Annotated in this window: 14 protein-coding genes; 7 read left to right on the top strand and 7 right to left on the bottom strand. The window is 51.9% G+C overall.

Going from position 1 to position 19,940, the window contains the following annotated elements:
• Positions 1-48: 48 nt before the first annotated feature.
• The gene (gene pbpC, locus H6G21_RS01365) at positions 49-2,571 is read right to left on the bottom strand and encodes a penicillin-binding protein 1C (protein ID WP_242041576.1); all 2,523 of its coding nucleotides are present in this window, start codon (positions 2,569-2,571) and stop codon (positions 49-51) included.
• Positions 2,572-2,917: 346 nt separating this feature from the next.
• On the opposite strand from pbpC, the gene mnmG reads away from it, so the two are divergent.
• Positions 2,918-4,828 (top strand): tRNA uridine-5-carboxymethylaminomethyl(34) synthesis enzyme MnmG, encoded by a 1,911-nt coding sequence (gene mnmG / locus H6G21_RS01360; RefSeq protein ID WP_190569707.1) that lies wholly within the window; start codon positions 2,918-2,920, stop codon positions 4,826-4,828.
• Between the two features lie 47 nt (positions 4,829-4,875).
• On the opposite strand, the gene murD is transcribed toward mnmG, so the two are convergent.
• The 3 genes from murD to H6G21_RS01345 all read right to left on the bottom strand — a co-directional run bounded on the left by murD (position 4,876) and on the right by H6G21_RS01345 (position 9,222).
• Positions 4,876-6,240 carry a UDP-N-acetylmuramoyl-L-alanine--D-glutamate ligase gene (gene murD, locus H6G21_RS01355; protein WP_190569704.1) on the bottom strand — a complete coding sequence of 455 codons (1,365 nt, stop codon included), beginning with the start codon at positions 6,238-6,240 and terminating at the stop codon, positions 4,876-4,878.
• 57 nt (positions 6,241-6,297) lie between these two features.
• Positions 6,298-8,439: a glycine--tRNA ligase subunit beta gene (glyS, locus tag H6G21_RS01350; protein WP_190569702.1), complete on the bottom strand. Its 2,142-nt coding sequence runs from the start codon at positions 8,437-8,439 to the stop codon at positions 6,298-6,300.
• 78 nt (positions 8,440-8,517) lie between these two features.
• Complete coding sequence (locus tag H6G21_RS01345) at positions 8,518-9,222, bottom strand: FHA domain-containing protein (protein WP_199306956.1); 705 nt, start codon at positions 9,220-9,222, stop codon at positions 8,518-8,520.
• A 348-nt stretch (positions 9,223-9,570) separates the two neighbouring features.
• Here H6G21_RS01345 and H6G21_RS01340 point away from each other — a divergent pair, with 348 nt between their 5' ends.
• The 4 genes from H6G21_RS01340 to H6G21_RS01325 all read left to right on the top strand — a co-directional run bounded on the left by H6G21_RS01340 (position 9,571) and on the right by H6G21_RS01325 (position 15,255).
• On the top strand, positions 9,571-11,094 hold the full coding sequence (locus H6G21_RS01340; RefSeq protein ID WP_242041575.1) for a hypothetical protein: 1,524 nt from the start codon (positions 9,571-9,573) through the stop codon (positions 11,092-11,094).
• Positions 11,095-11,930: 836 nt separating this feature from the next.
• Positions 11,931-12,245: a DUF6679 family protein gene (locus H6G21_RS01335; protein ID WP_190569701.1), complete on the top strand. Its 315-nt coding sequence runs from the start codon at positions 11,931-11,933 to the stop codon at positions 12,243-12,245.
• 413 nt (positions 12,246-12,658) lie between these two features.
• A complete protein-coding gene (locus tag H6G21_RS01330; RefSeq protein ID WP_190569699.1) occupies positions 12,659-14,149 on the top strand; it encodes an HlyD family type I secretion periplasmic adaptor subunit in 1,491 nt (496 codons plus the stop codon).
• Between the two features lie 161 nt (positions 14,150-14,310).
• Positions 14,311-15,255, top strand: coding sequence for a glycosyltransferase family 9 protein (locus tag H6G21_RS01325; RefSeq protein WP_190569696.1), 945 nt, complete (start codon positions 14,311-14,313; stop codon positions 15,253-15,255).
• Positions 15,256-15,463: 208 nt separating this feature from the next.
• Here H6G21_RS01325 and H6G21_RS01320 read toward each other — a convergent pair whose 3' ends face one another.
• A complete protein-coding gene (locus tag H6G21_RS01320; protein ID WP_190569694.1) occupies positions 15,464-15,898 on the bottom strand; it encodes a pentapeptide repeat-containing protein in 435 nt (144 codons plus the stop codon).
• Positions 15,899-16,393: 495 nt separating this feature from the next.
• Here H6G21_RS01320 and H6G21_RS01315 point away from each other — a divergent pair, with 495 nt between their 5' ends.
• Positions 16,394-16,756 carry a hypothetical protein gene (locus H6G21_RS01315; RefSeq protein WP_190569692.1) on the top strand — a complete coding sequence of 121 codons (363 nt, stop codon included), beginning with the start codon at positions 16,394-16,396 and terminating at the stop codon, positions 16,754-16,756.
• 37 nt (positions 16,757-16,793) lie between these two features.
• Here the strand turns inward: H6G21_RS01315 and H6G21_RS01310 are convergent, their stop codons facing one another.
• Positions 16,794-16,991, bottom strand: a complete 198-nt coding sequence (locus tag H6G21_RS01310; protein WP_190569690.1) for a hypothetical protein — start codon at positions 16,989-16,991, stop codon at positions 16,794-16,796.
• Positions 16,992-17,030: 39 nt separating this feature from the next.
• Here H6G21_RS01310 and H6G21_RS01305 point away from each other — a divergent pair, with 39 nt between their 5' ends.
• Positions 17,031-18,353, top strand: a complete 1,323-nt coding sequence (locus H6G21_RS01305; protein WP_190569688.1) for a four-carbon acid sugar kinase family protein — start codon at positions 17,031-17,033, stop codon at positions 18,351-18,353.
• Positions 18,354-18,524: 171 nt separating this feature from the next.
• Here H6G21_RS01305 and H6G21_RS01300 read toward each other — a convergent pair whose 3' ends face one another.
• Positions 18,525-19,913: a DUF2330 domain-containing protein gene (locus H6G21_RS01300; RefSeq protein WP_190569686.1), complete on the bottom strand. Its 1,389-nt coding sequence runs from the start codon at positions 19,911-19,913 to the stop codon at positions 18,525-18,527.
• Between the last annotated feature and the right edge of the window lie 27 nt (positions 19,914-19,940).

Here is a 19,940-nt window from a genome sequence, read left to right as displayed (position 1 = left end):
AACGTCCGATGCCGTGACCAAGGAGAGGGCAGAAATTTGAATATTTGCTTAATCACCGGCTCCTGTGGAAAATCCCCGTCGATCGCTTTCGGGTTCTGCCATCTCCACCCGAAAGCGGACCCGATCGGTCTCTTGGCCCTGCTTCACTTGACCCTGCTTCACTTGACCTTGCTTCACTTCAAGCGTCCAAGTTCCTGGTTTCATTTCCCAAAACAATGACTGGTTTGATGTTTTAGCAATAGTTTTTCCATTAAGTATCCACTCGATCGACTGTTGAGACTGGGTTGACACTTTAAATTCTAGGCGTTGTCGTTCAGACTCTTTTTGTGAAGATTGAATTGACGGATGACCCCGATCTGATACCAGTAAAAACTGATCACCTTCCTGAGGGGAAATAATTCTTAGTTGCTGATTCCAGCGTTTTGCTTGAGATTGCTGGGCCATCCATTCGTTGTACTCCGCAGGTAAATTCAGCCGTACTGTAGACTGTTTCGATCTCGACTGCGCTGGTGTCTGCGCTACGGTCAGATCAGCAGTATCCTGGCTTTGTTCATAGGCAGTTAAGTCCTCTGGATAAAAATATTCCTGGACGATCGTTGGACAGGCGTGTGTGGGTTTCAGCCCAGACAACGCACAAATCGGACGCTGCACGAGTCCCGTCGGTTTGGGTAGCGCTTCCGGTTCCCGCTGCCCATGTAAATGCACCATGATTTGATTCCACAGCGGAGCCGCCCCCGTCACTCCTGAAATTTGCCGCATGGGTTCTCCGGTAAAATTGCCCACCCACGTCGCCACTGTGTACTCTCGACTAAAGCCCACTGTCCACGTATCCCGAAAATCTGACGAGGTGCCCGTTTTAACCGCCGTCGGAAACGGTAAACTCAACAGCGAATTCAGGCCAAAGGACTTGGCCCGTGCATGGCGATCGCTCAACATGTCGGCAATCAACGCCCAGGTTGCCGCCGCATCCCGATGGTAAGCCGTCGGTTTAAGCTGCGGGGCTTGCGGCAGACCCACATCCACGGAGGTTCGCGAAGAAGCTTGCGGCGATCGACCTTGATTGGCCATCACTTGATAGGCATAGGCCAACTCCCACAAACTCACCTCCCCACTGCCTAGCGTTAGTCCTAGCCCGTAGTAAGTCGGCGTTTGGGTGAGGTGCCGAAAACCCAATTGATGCAAGCGATCGAGAAACGTAGCAACCCCCACCTTTTCCAGTACTCGCACCGCAGGAATATTGAGGGAATTAGCTAAGGCAATGCGAACCCGCACAGGCCCTTGAAAGGTTTCACTATAGTCTGTGGGACTGTAAAGTTGCGCACCAGGACTTCCATAGTGAGCCGGAACATCCGCCAGAATTGTATTCGGTTTAATGATCTGTTTTTCCAATGCTAATTCATACAGAAATGGCTTCAAGGTTGAACCCGGTTGCCGCAATGCTTGCACGCCATCGTTGCGCCCCATTTCCGATTCTGCGAAGTAATCCCGAGATCCCACGTAGGCCAACACGTCTCCTGTGGAATTATCCAACACGATCGCCGCTGCCTGCTGCACGTTATAGGATTGCAGTGTTTCCAACACCTGGCGCACTTGAGCTTCCACAAATTGTTGGAGGGGCAAATCTAAGCTGGTGGTAATCTGGGCTGGATGGGTTTTGGGTAATTGCTTCGCGACCCAAAAGAGATAATGGGGAGCAGCAAGAATACCCTGCTGGCGGGGTTGTAACGTCACCACTTCCGCCCAGGCCAGATCGCGTTGTTCTGGAGTAATCAGCCGATCGGCAACGAGGCGATCGAGGACATAGTGTTGCCGTCGTTTGAGCCGATCCCAGTGTTCGTGGGGATTGAGTCGATTGGGGGCATTGGGAATCGCTGCCAGCAACGTCGCCTGCGCTAAACTCAAATCCTGGGCTGGAATGCCAAAATAGACCTTGGATGCTGCTTCTACGCCATACACATTGCCCCCCATGGGCAAACGGTTGACATAACTGTGTAAAATCTCGCGGCGATCCATCCCTGCCCACAAACGCCAAGAGACCCAAATTTCCTGGAGCTTACTGGCGATCGTCCGGGGTTTTGGATCGATCATACGAGCCAACTGCATGGTTATGGTCGAGCCACCACTGACGACTTCACGGGTCGTAACAACTTGCCCGATCGCCCGTCCCATCGCCCACCAATCCACCGCGCCATGGCTGTAAAACCGCTTATCCTCCGCCGCAACGATCGCTTGCAGAAACCAGGGAGACACCCGTTCGATCGGCACTACTGCGGTATGGTCTTGGTCGCGGGTTAGCAAGGTCCCTAAAACTGTCCCATGGCGATCTCGGAATTCGATCGCGCGATCGTCCTGTACCAAGTCAGTAGCACGAATCGGAACCAGGCAGGGAAGCAATCGCAGCAGAATCAGCAAGCCGACCAATCCCAGCAGAATTTTCCAACGATTCCACCGCCAGCGACGACGGTTGCTGGATGGCCGACCGTGCCCATCATCATGCATCAGCCCAGCGATCGTGAGCCACACTTTTCTGGGTAACGCTATCAACCAACCTAACCACTGGGGTTTTGCCATAACGGAATCACTTAGGCAGAATCACGGGAGAACCCGCAACAATATCTTCAAAGTCCTGATCTTCAAAGTCCTTCTGGAAATATTCACTCGACTGAAATTACACCTGAAATTGCAGCAGTCCCCCTGTCTCGATTCTACGATCGCGCCCTGCGGATCGCCCGTATTTCATTGCATTTCGCAACGATCGCGATCCCAATCGCCCCCGCCAAGGCCATTCCCCACAACGCTGACAATCCCATCACCCGAGGATTGAAGATACCCGCTAAAATAGGGGGTTGGTATCCTCATCAAACAATTTGGGAGTGCCAGCCCGATTTGCTCGATCGTTCAACAATCCCTATAGCCCATGAACGCACCTGTTGACTTTATCGATGCCTACGATGTTGTTGTGGTTGGCGCGGGCCATTCCGGCTGCGAAGCAGCGCTGGCCTCGGCACGCTTAGGCTGTCGCACCCTGTTGCTGACGCTGAACCTCGATCGGGTGGCATGGCAACCCTGTAACCCGGCGATCGGTGGGCCCGCCAAGTCCCAACTGGTGCATGAAGTTGATGCTTTGGGCGGCGAAATGGGTCGGGTCGCCGATCGAACCTACCTGCAAAAGCGCATTCTCAACTCCTCCCGTGGCCCTGCGGTCTGGGCCTTGCGCGCGCAGTCGGACAAGCGGGAATACGCCGCTGTCATGAAGGGGATTGTGGAAACGGAGTCCAACCTCACCCTGCGGGAAGGGATGGTGACGGATTTGGTTCTGGGGGCCAATGACGACATTATCGGCGTGCAAACCTACTTTGGCGTTGCCTTTGCCTGCAAAGCGGTCATTCTCACCACGGGCACCTTCCTGGGGGGACGCATTTGGGTGGGTGATAAATCCATGGAAGCGGGACGGGCGGGCGAATTTGCGGCTACGGGCTTGACCGATACCCTGAATCGTCTCGGCTTTGAAACGGGACGGCTGAAAACGGGAACTCCGGCCCGTGTCGATCGCCGATCGATCAACTTCGATATCCTGGAACCGCAGCCAGGAGATGAGGACGTGCGGTGGTTTAGCTTTGACCCAACGGCTTGGCAAGAGCGGCTCCAGGTGCCCTGCTATCTGACCCGCACCACGGCGGAGACCCACCGGATTATTCGGGAAAACCTGCATCTGTCCCCAGTCTACGGCGGCTGGGTGGATGCCAAAGGCCCGCGCTATTGCCCCAGCATTGAAGATAAAATCGTCCGCTTTGCTGATAAGGAAAGTCATCAAATTTTCCTGGAACCGGAAGGCCGAGACATTCCTGAAATCTATGTCCAAGGATTTTCCACGGGATTGCCAGAACGGTTGCAGCTAGCGATGTTGCAATCGTTACCGGGACTGGAGAAATGCGTCATGCTGCGTCCGGCCTATGCGGTGGAGTACGACTACCTCCCAGCCACGCAATGCTATCCCACCTTGATGACTAAGAAAATTCAAGGGCTATTCTGTGCTGGCCAGATTAACGGCACAACGGGTTACGAAGAAGCTGCTGCCCAAGGGTTTGTTGCAGGGGTGAATGCGGCGCGCTTGGTGCGGGGGGAGCGTGAAATAATTTTCCCGCGCGAAGGGAGTTATCTGGGAACGTTAATTGATGACCTGTGCACGAAGGATTTGCGGGAACCCTACCGGATGTTAACGAGTCGATCGGAGTATCGCTTAATCCTACGATCGGACAATGCGGATCAACGCTTAACGCCCCTGGGTCGGGAGATTGGGCTGATCGACGATCGACGTTGGGAATTGTTTACGCGCAAACAGGAAAACATTGCCGCAGAAAAGGAGCGATTGCATACAACACGGGTGAAGGAACACGACGAACTTGGTAAAGCCATTGCTGACCACACTCAACAAGCCATCAAAGGATCAATTACCCTAGCGGAACTGTTGCGTAAACCAGGGTTTCACTACGTTGATCTCGATCGCTTCAATTTAGGCAACCTGGAGTTAGATCGATCGGAAAAGGAAGGCGCAGAAATCGATATTAAGTATGCAGGCTACATCCACCGCCAGCAAACGCAGATCGAACAAATCGCCCGCCAGGAACACCGTAAACTGCCAGCGGATTTGGACTACGTGAGCATTGCCACCCTGTCGAAAGAAGCGCGGGAAAAACTCAGTAAAGTACGCCCCTTAACGATCGGTCAAGCATCACGCATTGGCGGCGTCAATCCGGCGGATATTAATGCACTGCTAATTTATCTCGAAATCCAAGCTCGACAAACCCCAACGGCGATCGCGCCGTAAATCATGGGGCATCCGTAGACTCCCTGATGCTTCACCAAATGCCGTACTTAACCGAGCGTCTCTAAGCAGAGGCGCTTGAAATGATCGCCCCGCTGTTCAAAATTGTCATACTGATCAAAACTGGCACAGGCCGGAGACAGCAACACCACCTTCGCTCCCAACGCCTTCGCCAATTCCGCAGATCGGGGAACGGCCCGATCCATCGTTTCCACAATTTCGCAATTACTGTATCCCACAGTCTGCAAGCGCTGGGCAAACCGTTCCGCGGCGTCTCCAATCAGTAACACCGCTGCCGCCGATCGTTGAATTTGAGCGAGCCACGCCCCATCTTCCCCTTCCTTGGGTGCACCACCTGCGATCAAAATGGCCGGAGCTTGGACGGATGCCAACCCTACTTCCGCTGCATCATAATTAGTGGCTTTACTATCGTTGATAAAGTCAATGCCCTGCCAGCAAATCACCTGTTCTAACCGATGTTCCACGCCAGGAAATTCCGTAATTGCTTGAGCGATCGCTGCATTGTCAATACCTGCCAACTTGGCTGTTGCCACCGCCATTAACAAGTTCTGTAGATTATGGCTTCCCGGCATTCGTAACGCATCTGCGGCGAGTACAGCCTCACCCCGAAAAACCACTTGATTGTCTTCGATCCAAATCCCTAACTCAGGATTGCCCACTAAATTAGCTTTACCGGAAACACTCGTCCAGCAAGCATTCTGCCGCACCGGAAAGCCCTGCTCTAGGCCCAACTGCCGTAGGTAGGGATCATCCCCATTCCACACTTGCATTTGTGATCGCGCTAGTAATCGCGCTTTCATTTCAAAATAATTCGCCATGGTTTTGTGGCGAGCGAGGTGATCTGGTGTAAATGTTGTCCACAGGGCAATCTGCGGCGCGATCGTGGGCGCAGATTCGATTTGATAACTGCTTAACTCCGCCACACACCAGTCTGGCTGCTGCTCCAGCAATGCCACTTCACAGGCCCCATAGCCAATATTGCCAAAGGCCGGAGCATGGTGGCCAGCGGCTTGAAAAATTGCCGCCACTAAGGCCGTCGTCGTCGTTTTACCATTGGTTCCGGTAATCGCGACCCAGGGCCGATCGCGCAAATTTCGCCAAGCCAGCTCCATTTCACCGATCGTGACGATGCCTAAGCTGCGCGCCTGCACCAAACTAGGGACATCCCACGGCACTCCTGGACTCACCACCAGCAAATCCGGTTGTACCAAGGTCGGATCAAAGCCATCACCGAGAGATACGGCAATTCCTTCTGCTATCAAACTGGTGGCTTGGGTCTGCAAGGCTTCCGACTGGCCCCGATCGTGAATTGTCACCTCCCAGCCCTGGGCCTTCAGTAACCGCGCTGCGCCGTTGCCTGACTTGCCCACCCCAATAATTGACGCCTTTGGCATACCCCGCTCCTGGTCTACAATTTGACGGCCTACGTTGGATAATTTACGATTTCACGTTTACGACTTCACGATCGCGCCGAAATCCGCCAATACCCGTGCCCGGTTGCGCAAGACGCCCAAGAGATTCAACCGATTTTGTTTGATGGCAGGATCTTTATCCATCACCAGAACACTGTCTTCTCCATCAAAGAACTGCGTCAATGTCGGCGCGATCGCGGCCAGGGAACTCACCAACTGGTCATAGTCCGTTTGGGTTTGTAACTGCGTCAACGCATCATAAAACGCCTGCTCCGAAGATTTCTGGAACAGCGAAGGTTTCACTACCGCCGTCACATCGGTCTGTTGGAAATCTAACGTTCCCTGGGCTGCCAACTTCGAGGCCCGATTGACCACCGCATAGATCGGTGCTAGCCGTCCATCCTGGCGAATCGTTTGCAAGAACACTGCTCGATCGCGCACATTCACCAAGTCCCGCAGCGCTCGATCGGCATAGTCGGCATCATTTTCACCCACTACGGCATTCACCAAGTCATAGTCGATGCTATGCTCTTCCTTCAACAATGTCTGCACCCGCTGGAGGAAGAAGTCCTTCAACGCAACCAGCAATGTATCAGCCTTCAGTTTCATGACTGATTCGTACTGCTGGCTGAATTGCTGAATGATTGTCTCTAGCAATGCTAGGAGATCGATTTGGAGATTGGCAGCCCAAGTAATATTGACAATTGCATTCGCTGCCCGCCGCAACGCAAAGGGATCGGAAGAACCACTGGGAATCATATTCAAACTGAAAATGCTAACCAGCGTGTCTAGACGATCGCTCAAACCGACCACCTGACCCGCCAACGTTTGGGGCAAGGAATCGCCGGCACCCTTGGGTAGGTAATGCTCCATGATGGCGATCGCGACTTCTTCGCCTTCCCCGCTGTGACGGGCATACTTCTCACCCATCACCCCTTGCAGTTCCGGAAACTCGCCCACCATCTGTGTTACCAAGTCCGCTTTACTCAGCAACGCCGCCCGTTCGATCGACTGCCGTTGCGTCCCCGTAATCGCCAACTGATCGCACAGGTGCCCCGCAATCACCATAATCCGATCGGCCTTGGCTCGCATGGAACCCAGATCGGCTTGGAAGGTTACGGTTTCCAACTTTGGCAGAAAACTTTCTAGCTTCTCTTTGCGATCGGCATCAAAGAAAAACTTGCCATCGGAGAGCCGCGCCCGAATCACCCGTTGATTCCCCTGGGCAATAATGGTGGCCTTAGCCGGATCACCATTGGAAATCGTAATGAAATAGGGGAGCAATTCCGCCGAATTTTCGCCTTTGCGCACGGAGAAGTAGCGCTGATGGCTCTCCATTTCTGTTACCGCCACTTCCGCAGGCAACTCCAGAAACTCATCATCAAACTTCCCGACCACCGCCGAGGGATATTCCACCAAGTTCACGACTTCCGCCAATAGATCGGGGTTAATCGTCGCTACACCCCCAATTTCTGCGGCTGCCGCCTTGGCTTGGGTAACGATCGTCTGCTCCCGTTGAGCCGGATCCACCTCGATAAAGGCTTTCCGTAGCGTGGCAACATAGTCATCTGCCGTTGCAATGCTGATGGGCTCCGGATGCAGCACCCGATGGCCTGCTGAGAGGCGATCGCTGCTGTAAACGGCTTCTGCCCCATTGGTTAAGGTAATCGGTAGCACCGTGTCATCGATCAACGCCACCAACCAGCGCACGGGCCGGGAAAAGCGGACATCCCCATTCCCCCAACGCATTAATCGCTTGCCGTCCAAGCCCATGACCCACTGCGGTACCAATTCCGTCAGCAACTCCGCCACCGGACGCCCCGCAATCTGCTTCTGCACAAAGACAAAATCGCCTTTATCCGTGGGCCGAATTTCCAAATCTGTTACCGCCACGCCTTGTTTCTGGGCGAATCCTTCTGCCGCTTTGGTGGGCTGGCCATCTTTGAAGGCAGCCTGGGCGGGGGGCCCTTTCACTTCCTCGGTTTGGTCGGCTTGTTGCAGGGGCAGTCCCTTCACCAGTACTGCCAGTCGTCGTGGAGTCCCGTAGAATTCAATCCCTGAAGGTTCTAGTTTCAGTTCCGCAAAGCTTTGGGGAATGCGAACTTTCCATTGTTCGATCGCACTCGCCACAAAAGCAGCAGGGAGTTCTTCCGTTCCAACTTCCAACAAAAACGACGACATAGTCCAGTGCAGCTTGTAATCAGCAATTAGGCAACTGGACTAGTTTACCGCGTTCAGTCGGTCTGTGAGTGGAGATCCTTAGTTGAGATTTAAGTTAAAGGAAATTTCCTCGCGAATTTCTGAGTAATCCACATGGGTACTCGCTTTTGTGGTGGGATGAATCAATCGCGTCAAAATTTCTGGATGGAGAGCTTCGAGGGAGCGGTAGCTACCACTGACGAAGAAGAAAAACTCAGTGTTGCCGACTTGAATAAAGTCGCCATCCTTCAGTAAGCAGCGGTTTTCTACTCGAATGCCATTCACGAAGGATCCGTTCATGCTGTTAAGGTCAACTAGATAAAAGCCTTCTCGACGGGTAAACATGAGGACGGCATGGCGGCGCGACATCATCCGATCGCGCATGGGCATCGCAGCTTCTCGGTTGCGGCCGATCGTCCACACCATCTGCGGCTGAATTAAGGTACGGGATCCTTCTCCTAAGAGATTGGTAATGAGGTAGGCTTGCTGACCTCGCAGCACCCCTTGCACATATTTAGGTCGCGGCACATCCAGGTGATAACGGGTAGAGTCACTATCAGGTTGACCTGTGCCATCGTCCATGACAAAGGTCGCAATTCGGTGGGACAGAACTTCGTCGGAGTCTTCTAACCCATCCAGATTTTCATAGTTGGCAGCTTGCACGGAGGCAATGGCTTCAATTTCGCTGACAAGGGAGTCAATATTGAGGGAAGCTGAGTCAAAGGGGGATAGAAAAACATCAGGAGAGTGCGGATCTAAACTCATGGAAATCTCTCCTTAAATGATTTGGAGAATGTCATTATTGGGAGTCATCATCTAAACAAATGCCATGGAAGGACATTCCTGCTTAGAGTGCCCCAGTGCTACGGACGAAATAACGATCTAACTCCCATAATTTCGTGATTTTTTCGATTATTTTTATTTGTTTTTCAGTGTAAAATGGTCTTTTTCAACCTTTAGCAGCATTTCCTTTAGCAGCCTTCAATGCCGTGATCTAATGCTGTGCTCTGGGGACTAGTCCATGCCGGTTCTGTCATCCTTGACCGTTTAGCAATCCTTGACCGTCTAGAATAGACGGCGTACCCCGCATAAAGTAGAGAAGGGTCAATTGCTATGATGCAGATGCCTGCCCCAGTTCCACGCCGTTTTGGGCACCCCCTTGATCGGTTGGCAGTGGCCTTGATTGCGGCATTGGTGCTTGTGATTGGCGTACTGCTGTTCGCGGGCGATCGGGGCGCGCCTCGCGTGCGGGAGTTTAACTGGCACGATCGGGAAGTGGGCGCAATGGACACTGCGTTTGTGCTGAACTTCAGCCGTCCCATGGATCATGAGAGCGTGGTCAACAATTTGAAGATTACCCCATCCTTACCCGGTCGGATCAGTTGGGCAGGCCGACGCATGGTTTACACGCTTAACTTTCCCGCACCCTATGGCGAAGCGTTTCAACTCCAATTGCAGGATGCCCAGGATCGGTTTCAGCAGGGGACCTACCATGCCAAGATGCAACCTTTCAGCGCCACCTTTCGCACCCGCGATCGGGTTTTTGCCTATGTGGGAACGGAAGGAGAAGAGGCGGGACGCTTGGTGCTCTATAACCTGACCAAAACGGAAAAACGTCTTTTGACACCGTCTAATCTGACGGTCTTTGACTTCAAGCCCTATCCCATGGCCGATCGCATCCTGTTTTCAGCGGTCGATCGAGCCCCAGCAGCGGCTCAAGCGAACAATAATCCAGTCCCCCTTGTGGAGCAAAAGCTCTATACCGTCACAACGGGGTTGCGGGTCAATGCTCCGACAGCGTCCGACCCGCAGGCGAGTGATCTCCCCTATAGCCCTGGGGATGCAGGGCAGGTTCTTGAAGTTCTGGACAATCAGGACTACCAAAACTTGAAATTTGACCTGTCTCCCGATGGACGGACGATCGTCGTGCAGCGAGTCAGCCGCAAAAATCAGGGACAGTCTGAACCCTGGATTCTGCGATCGGGCACAGCTCCAGCACCCATTAAACTCGACCAACCCGGTGGCGACTTTTTGATTACTGCTGACAGTCAATCTATGATTCTGGCCCAGGGAGAAGGACTCTCGGTTCTGCCACTGCAAGAGGGGGCGGAAGCACCCAGCTTCTTACCTAAATTTGGCAACGTGCTGGGCTTAGCCCGGGATAATACCGCTGCGGCTATGGTGAAGTTTAATAAGAACTACACGCGATCGTTGTTTCTGGTCACAGGTCAAGGGGAAAAGGAAATTCTGCAAACCACGGGATCGATTCTGAATGCAATTTTTGATCCCACCAAACAGATTCTCTACTGTCTATTAACGGAACTGATTCCCGGTGAAACCTATCAGGAACAACCCTACCTAGCGGCGATCGATCTCAAAACCGCCCAAACCGCCAAGAACCCGAATGAGGCGTTGTACCCGTTGCTCAAGTTGCCCAATCAACGGGAAGTCAAAGTCAGCCTTGCGCCCGATGGAGTAGCTCTATTATTTGACCAAACGGTGAAGCCTTCTCCCAACGGGGAACCAACGGCCAAAACAGGACAGCTATGGCTGTTGCCCTTAGCGAGTGATCCCAAGCAAGCTTTAGAACCCCAATCCCTCCCGTTTGCAGGAATTCATCCTCAGTGGCTGCCCTGACCTGGCGGATAGTCAGGATCCCTGATCCAAGCATCGTAGATGGTACGAACCCCCTTATAAACAACATCTAGGAACAAAATTTATGAACAAATTTATTCATGAAGGCCGCAGATTGACCTGACAATCGCTAGAATGGGGGGTAACCTGGAGGTGAAACGAATGGATCACTTTACGTAGCTTATTAGGTAGCTCATTCGTAAATTGGGCCAGGGAAATTGCCTTTCTAGTCTTTGGTAGGTTCTTGGAGCATTCCTCGTATCTCAGCATGACTATACTGACCGAGTTTAATTGGCGCTGCGGGTTCCTTCACCCTTGCTTGTACAGTTTTGTACCGACAGCATCTCGGCGGTTAAAGCTTCAAATTTTGCAGTTGTAAAGAGCCCTAAAAAGTTCTGTAGCTTGCTCTTTCTGCACGTTTAATAACGGATCCAAGGTTTGTGTGATTCACTTTTGGGTCATGGCTCTAAGGTTTAAGCGCTGTTCTTTCAGCCGAGTCTTTTAGGATCCAATGTTGTTTGGAATGGCTATTTGCTTAGTGAAGAATTTCTATCCTCCCATTTCAACGCTTCTCCGCACCCAGCTCAAGTGGGTGGTTCAACGGTCTCGATCGACCTTGCCGACGGAAAGAGTTCTAGCCATTGAGGAACTTTTGAGCCCGTTTTATCGAGATTTTCGGAGAGGTTTGTGTATGAGTGAATAGGAGGTTCGATCGCTTTGAGGAGACGGGAGTGCAGTAGAATATCCGGTCCCTCTCTGATAGACTCCAGTCAGTTCCATGATGTGATGGATGGATCTATCCCTAGACCTTTGAGAATGATTGTCTCAGGAGAAACACCATGTTGCACCGCAAAATTTATCAACTTTGCTGCGATGGACGAGAAGTTTGGATTTTTCTGCGGGATCAGCAACGCTGGATTGAGCGCGCCCGAATTTTGGATATTGAGGGCGATCTCGTCACCCTACGGTACGAAACGGAGGAAGAAGACGAAGTTTGTTCCTGGGAAGAAATGGTTCGCCTAGAAAGCATTGGGGCTGTGACCCAAAAATTAGCATCGGTGCCAAAAGGCAATGTCGATCCCCTTGTCTCTGATGATTGTCCAGAAGCAGAGCAGTTGTCGAATCAGCCATCGTCAGAATCCAATGAGTCCTAAGCCTGTGTGGTTGAGCACAACTTGACGGACTAATGCGGGATTCAGACTGAATAGTTGCGTTGGAAGGGAGGCACGATCGTCGATCGTGCCTCCCTTGCTTTGATTTCCTGATCACCGCCTCATTTCGTTGATGAGACAGGGTTGATTAGACAGGCTTCTGGGTTTTGTTGGGCAGGCTCCCGCTGGGCAAAGCGAGCGGATCCCAGATTATGATCATGGAATTGAGATGATTCATTGGGGTTCTAGCAACCTGCCACTGAGTCCAGTCTCAGGCCAACATTTTTTTCTTCAAAAGTGGGTATCCTAGCAGCGAAGGTAGATTAACCTGGAAGCTAAAGCCTCCAACATCTCAACTCCAAAGACTCACCCGTCCCCCAACTTCATTAGTCCCCCAAAACGATCCCGGCAATTCTATGAAAGTCTCTCTCTCAGCCACGCCTGCCCAGTCCCGACAACTGAAGCAGCAACTTGCGAATCCAGAAGATAAGCTTTCCTACGAGTTGGGCAAAGCCGTCCAGGAACTGCCACCACTGTATACCCGCTTGTTAGCAGGGGGAATTAGTGTACTGACCTTGAGCGCGATCGGTTGGGCTCACTTTAGCTTGATTGACGAAGTTGCAACGGCCCAAGGCAAGCTGGTTCCCTTTACTGAAGTGCGCCCCCTGCGGGCATTGAGTGCAGGAAGTGTATCGCGGGTTGCCGTCCAGCCGGGACAAACCGTCACCAAGGATGAGGTACTAGTGGAAGTGGATCCTGGGGTTGCGGAAACCAGTGTGGAAAGTTTAGAGAAAGAAGTCGCCAAAATTCAAGAGAATATTGCTCGGTTGGAAGCGGAAAGCCGAGGGCAAGTGACAGCCGCTAATGCCGAACAAAGCCAGCTTCTTCTAGCACGGCAGCGGGAACTTCAGGAAAAACAATCGGCTGCCAACGCCGAAGCCAATCGCCAACTCGCCACGATCGGGGAAGGGCAATCTCGCCTAGAACGGTTTCGCGAAAACCTAGCCAACGCGAGAGCAACCTTAGCCAATGCGCAGATCAGCAAGCAGAACGCAGAACGGAACCTGGCCACTGCTAGGGAAAAGGAATCCCGACTGCGCACTTTAAACGAAGATCAGGCTGTTCCCCACATCGAATATTTGAACGCGGTGGATCAGGTGACCAATGCCAGCAACCAAGTCACCAATGCCAGCAATCAAATTGTGGAGGCTCAGAACCAGATCGTCAGTTTAGAAAAGGAAATTGAAGCCCAAGCTGAACGGATATTGCAAGCCCAACAAGCCTTTGAGGGGGCGAGAAGTACCGCAGCGGGGATCGCCCCGCAGCGCCAAGGGGAAGTCCTGACGCAGCTGACTCTGCAACGGCAGGAACTGACGAAGAAGCAAGGGGAATTGGAAGTCGCCAAGAAGCAACAAAACGATCGTGAAACGATCACAGCCCCCTTTGACGGCACGATTTATGACGTGAAGGTGACCCAAGGGCCGATTCAGCAGGGGGAAGAAATTCTGCGGGTGCTGCCGAAAAACCAAGACTTAGTCTTAGAGGCCAAGATCCTCAATCGGGACATTGGGTTTATCCTGCAAAAATTCGAGCAAAAGGAGGAAGTGAACGTCAAAGTCAAATTTGCGACCTTCCCCTACCAGGAATTTGGCATTGTTGAAGGGACATTGGTTCAGATCAGCCCCGATGCGATCGTTGAGAAGGATGAGAGTGGACGGGATATTGGCCCGGTCTTCCCCTGTAAGGTTCGGCTCAAGCAGTCTTCCATCAAGGTGCGGGGGCGGGATGTGGCTTTTACCCCTGGGATGGCCGCCACCGCAGAAATTGTGACCCGCAAGAAATCGGTTCTTAGCTTCATCACTGAACCCATTACCAAACGCTTTAACGAAGCATTCTCGGTACGGTAATCAGTCTGAATCCGGTCGTCAGTCCGGTCATCAGCAGGGTGATGGGTGCAGGGATGAGCAATTATCCCTACATTTGTCTAGGAAATCACGACTTCTCTTTGCAAAAATCCCATAGAATTCCCATAGAATAAGGAGCGGGTAGACGTGTAAAGCATTTTTTTATGAGAATCCTTGCTCTTGTTCCCGGTGAAATCGGTGATCAAATCCTCTTTTTTCCAACGATCGATGATTTGAAAAAACGCTATCCCGAAGCTCAGATTGATGTAGTCGTTGAGCCTAGAGCTAAGGAAGCCTACCGAGTTTCCAAGTCAGTCAATGAAGTAATTGCGTTCGACTTTCAGGCGAGGAACAGTCTAGCCGACTGGGGTAACTTGCTGGGAACGGTGCGCGATCGGGAATATGAAGCTGCGATTACCCTGGATAACCGATGGTCAGTGGGGTTTCTCCTCTGGTTGAGTGGGATTCCAAATCGGGTTGGGTTTGCGGGAGGAGCGGGTGAGCTCTTCCTCACGCGATCGATCCCTTACAAGGGCAATCAGTACCTCGCCCAGACCTACCACGATCTGGTGCAGGGCATGGATCTCAGTACGCCACTGCCCGATTTCAAAGTCAGTGTGCCCGCCAAAGATCTGCAATGGGCTGACCAAGAACGGCAACGTCTGGGGTTGGCTTCTGGGGGCTATGTTGTGGTTTGTGGTGATGCCAAATCCGCTGATGGTGTTTACCCCGCTGACAATTGGCGACTGATTCTTCAAGACTTTCAGAAAAAGCAGCCTGAGTTACCCTTGGTGCTGGCACAAACCTCCGAGGATGACAGTTGGGTCAAGCTGCTTGTGGAAGCCTTACCAGGGCTTAAGATCACCGCTCCAGATAATCTTGGGCAATTGGTGGCAATGCTGACTGGAGCCAGCCTAGTCATGTGTCTGAACAGCGATACGATGCACCTATCTATCGCGTCCCAGGCATTTACTTTAGTGCTACTGGGTCAGGCGGATCCTAATAAGTTGCTCCCCAAGAACGATCGCGTCCTATCGATCAAGTCCTCCACTGGGCAAGTGGCCGATATTGCACCTTCGACGGTGCTAGAGAAGGTATGGGGCGGCTAGGCTCTCGTCTTTTAGATGGGCAGGGGGCATTTAGGGGAAGATTGTGCGGTTGAAGAAAGGTCGGGAAGCTGGCAGAGACGGGCAAGCTCTGCTCCTTCTTGGTAGATGTTAGTGACCCATTGAGTTACTTGGGTAAGCACTTAGTCACCTTGGCTGGTACTGAGCTACCGTGGCAGATTAGCTAGTACTTAGCCACCGTGGCAGACACCTAGTCACCGCCGCCGACGTTGATGCCGCTGCCGTAGAGTTGAGCATTCTGGAAGGTTAAGCCCGTAATGTTAGCCCCTCGGGTCTCTGCGTTGTAAACGATCGCGTTGGTCAAGTCCGCCCGCGCCAGGTTGCTGCCACTCATATCCGCGTTGGTAGCAAAGGTTCCCACCATGTTAGCCCGTGCTAGATTGGCACCCGTCAAATCGGCTCCTTCCAAGTTCGCACCTGACAAGTCTGCCCCTTCTAGGTTGGCTCCCCGCAAATCGGCTCCAATCAAATGGGCATGGCGTAGGTTTGCGCCTGATAAGTTACAGCCCTGACATTCGCCCGTTTCTAGCAACTTCTGGACTTGATCCGGATCAGCTGCGCGCACGGGTGTAGACATCAGCAATGCAAAGGCCAGTGTAATGGCATAAATCACCGATCGTCGCATAATGGTTCTCCTCCACCAAACAAGACAGGTGGGCTTAACTTCAGTGGAAATGCGTAGTATTCCAGAATAGGTTGGAACGAATGCTGGGAACCTAGTCCTGAATTCTATGTGTCTTATGCATCCTCTTAGCACTGTAGGGGGTGGAGCCAGGGAAGCAAGTCTAACCTATGACTTAATTTTCGCAGTTCGGCGTGAGTCAATAGGAACATCGATACATAAGTTAGGGATTTGCTAAGAAATCACACGGTCGATGCAGCGTTGATTGGACCCGGCTTTGCACTCGTCAATGATTGCGGAATTCGCAATGTTGTTAAATGTAATTTACATTACAGATTGAATTCTCAAGAAATGTAAATTTCTGGCTTAACGGCAAGGGCTTCCTAATTCACCAATTCCTGACAGGGAACAGTTTTGACGTGATTGTTAAGCAATTTTTGATAGAATAGATTTTTACAAAACTAAATCAAGTTTTTATACGGGGTAGGAGAGGATTGCATGGCAGGTCTGTTTGGATTTGGGAAAAATAACGATCAAGAGCCTCAATCCAAGGAAAGTTTTTTCTTGGATGATGATGCTGCACGATCCATGGGTAATACCGACTATATGCGGCAGTCCAAAAAGATCCGTCGGACATTCCCGAAGAGTGCCGGTGGCGAAGAGTTTGAGATTGTAAAAGAAGTGTCTGCAGCAGACCAAACGGTTTTCAATAGCCAAAATGGTAGTTTTTCGGCTAGCTCTACCGCAGCCTCGAAGGCTACGGAGAATGGTGCTGCTGGCAGCCAAGAAGCTCAAGAACGGCGCAAACTGGATACCAGCATGGATATGTTCCGGAATATGGCGAAGGACATCCGTCGCTAACCATCCGTCGTTAGAGAGATGGCCTAGGTTCTATCGGCTAGAAATTGGGGGAGAGATTCACGATCGTGGGTCTCTCTTTATTTTGCAGAATTTTGCAGAGTTCGTGTTTTGTAGAGTTCGTGTTTTGCAACACCAATGTTTTGCAACACCAATGTTTTGCAGCAGGAATTCCTATGGTGAGTTTCTGGAAATGGGCGGGTTTGGCGATCGTTCCTTGGTAGGCTAAAGCAAGCATCAGTTCATCGTTTTTCCTATTGCGGTTGCATTGTTGGTTATGAATACTCGCCCCAAAATTATTGTGCTAGATGATGATCCCACTGGCTCGCAGACGGTTCATAGCTGTCTGTTGTTGATGCAGTGGGATGTGGAAACTTTAAAGTTGGGATTGCGAGATGAGGCACCCATTTTTTTCGTGTTAACCAATACCCGAGCACTGCCCGCAGAACAAGCCGCAGATGTGACGCGGGAGGTGTGCCGCAATTTAAAAACGGCGATCGCTGAAGTCGGTATTCAGGATTTCCTAGTCGTCAGCCGATCGGACTCCACCCTGCGCGGCCATTATCCGATCGAAACCGATGTGATTGCCGAGGAACTGGGGGGATTTGATGCCCATTTCCTCACCCCGGCCTTTTTTGAAGGCGGTCGCACGACGCGGGACAGCATTCACTACCTCAAGGTCAATGGCGTGGATACCCCGGTGCACGAAACGGAATTTGCGAAGGATTCTGTCTTTGGCTACAGCCATAGCTATCTACCCGACTACGTTGAGGAGAAAACCCAGGGGCGTATTGCTGCCAACCAAGTGGAGCGATTTGTGCTGGCGGATATTCGATCGGGGGTGCTCGATCGCCTGTTGCACCTGACCCAGAATTGCTGTGCGGTGGTGGATGCGGAAACCCAAGCGGATCTGAATCAATTTGCAGCAGAGGTTTTGGCCGCTGCCTCCCAGGGCAAACGCTTTTTGTTCCGCAGTGCGGCTAGTTTACTCACCGCCTTGGCGAACCTGCCACCCCAACCGATCGCGCCGGAGGAAATGGCCAGCTACGTTCGGGAGGGCAAACCGGGGGCTGTCATTGTCGGTTCCCATGTGAAAAAGACGACGGAACAATTAGCCAACCTACTGCAAGCACCGGGGACGGTGGGGGTAGAGGTAGAAGTGGGGCGGTTGTTAGACCCCAATCCCGCAATCCCAGGGCAACTCTTGGCCGAAATTTACGATCGGGTCAGCCAAATTCACCAAGCAGGACAAACGGCGGTGGTTTACACCAGTCGGCAGGAACTGACCTTTGATGATGTGGAGACTCGGCTGAAGTTTGGGGAAGCAGTTTCCAGTTTACTGATGAATGTGATTCGCCATTTGCCAGAGGATATCGGCTTTTTGATTAGCAAAGGGGGCATTACCTCCAACGATACCCTGAGCCAAGGACTAGCGCTGCAAACCGCCTATCTCTTGGGTCAGGTGATTCCTGGGGTGTCGATGGTGCGCACGTCCGAGACCCATCCGCAGTTTCCCAATTTACCGATCGTGCTATTTCCCGGCAATGTGGGCGACGGGACTGCGCTGACTCAGGTCTATCAGCGATTGAGTCAACATTAATTTCAGTACTAGATTTAGCGTTGATGACGGCATTAAACTCAGCGTTAAGCTTAGTACTTCATGCTAGATAAACTGCTAGATTCGAAAAACTAGAGTCAGCGGACGATCGAGGATTCTGCGATCGTCCGCTGATTGTTTGATAGCAAGGCTGGTCGGAGAACCCGGGTTACTTTAACCCAAGAAATTGAACCACACCCGATCGAACCAACTAAAGTCTGCCAGCTTAATGGTTGGTAGCTTTTTACGAATGTCGTTAATATTCCAACCCGTTAATTTTGAGAGGGTTTGAGCTTCCTGTTCAAACCGGCGGGGCAACGCAGCGCGGTAGCGTTTACCTTCTGCACATTTTGCTTCGCCGAGGAACGGATGCTGCATCACATAACGACCTTGGAAAGTGTCCTGATTGTTCGTCGTTTGGAACATCAAATCCTCTGGGAATTTGTCGCGGGTATAGCGTACATGCAAGCGGGTGACGTACACTCCGTTATTCATCACAGGCGGGCGACGACGATTCCAAATTCCGGGGTTAGGCTCATCACTCGATCGATCGAGCCAGAAGACCCCCGCTTCTTTCAGTTCTTCGGGGTTGAGCGGATCGGCGGAACAGGGGTCGCAATTGGCCATATTCCAGGCATATTCCAAAAAGGCGACGTTGCGATTTTCCCGATCGTAGGCTGTGCTGAACAGATCTTTGTAAAATGGGCCAAATTCGTTCTTAACGAATTCGGGAATATTGACATTGGACGGAACCTGCACCGTGCGGTAATTGGTGACTTCGGCGCGGCCCTGGGGCGACAGTACGTAGACAATCAAATCCTGGGCCTGCTGGGCGTTCACCATGCCTAACCGGATCGGCAGCATAAAACGCGGTGACTGGTAGGTCATTTGCAGTGGTCGCAGGCGGGTAAAGCCGGAATCTTCAAACTTCTCAAGATTCACCTTAGCCACGAAGAACTTCATCTTCTGCCGAATGTAAGGTCGCAGCAGTTTGCGGGCACCGTCCGGAATTTTGTAGTCGTTTTGTCGCAGCCAGGTTTCCAATCCGCCGGATTCCTTAGCGCTGAGAATCAAAATGTCGTATTCACCCACGCTGAATTTAGCTTCAATGGTCACGCCAAAGGCATCACTGCGGCGGGATTTGCTTTCTCCGGCGGCTTGGGGGGCGGGAACGGCACTCATGGGAATCCGATCTTCCAATTCAAACCGCTGGCAAGGATCGGGATCGAAATATTCCACCAGTCGTGGGGCACTGAAGGCGTCCAACCGTTCAATAATGGCGGGATTGGCGACTTTGACCTGTTCCTTTTTCAGCACGACGGGTACCGGAACCACGATCGCGAAATCCTTGACCTCGCCTTGGTAATCATTGGCCATGGTTAACACGGTTTGATTACCCTCGCGGGCGATCGCCACTTGGGAGGCTTGGTTGTATAGTTTGGAGTCTGCCTTTGCAACATAGAAGCCACAGAAGGCCCAAGCTGCGGGTACAACTGTTAAACACAATGCTATTGCAGCTAAAAAAGCTAATACAAAGTTTAATAGGGATCGAGAATGTTTCATCGTTCTATCCAATCAGTATTGATCAAT

Source organism: Alkalinema sp. FACHB-956 (assembly GCF_014697025.1).
In the GTDB taxonomy this organism is placed as follows: domain Bacteria; phylum Cyanobacteriota; class Cyanobacteriia; order Leptolyngbyales; family Leptolyngbyaceae; genus Alkalinema.
This window is presented reverse-complemented; position numbering and strand designations above follow the sequence as displayed.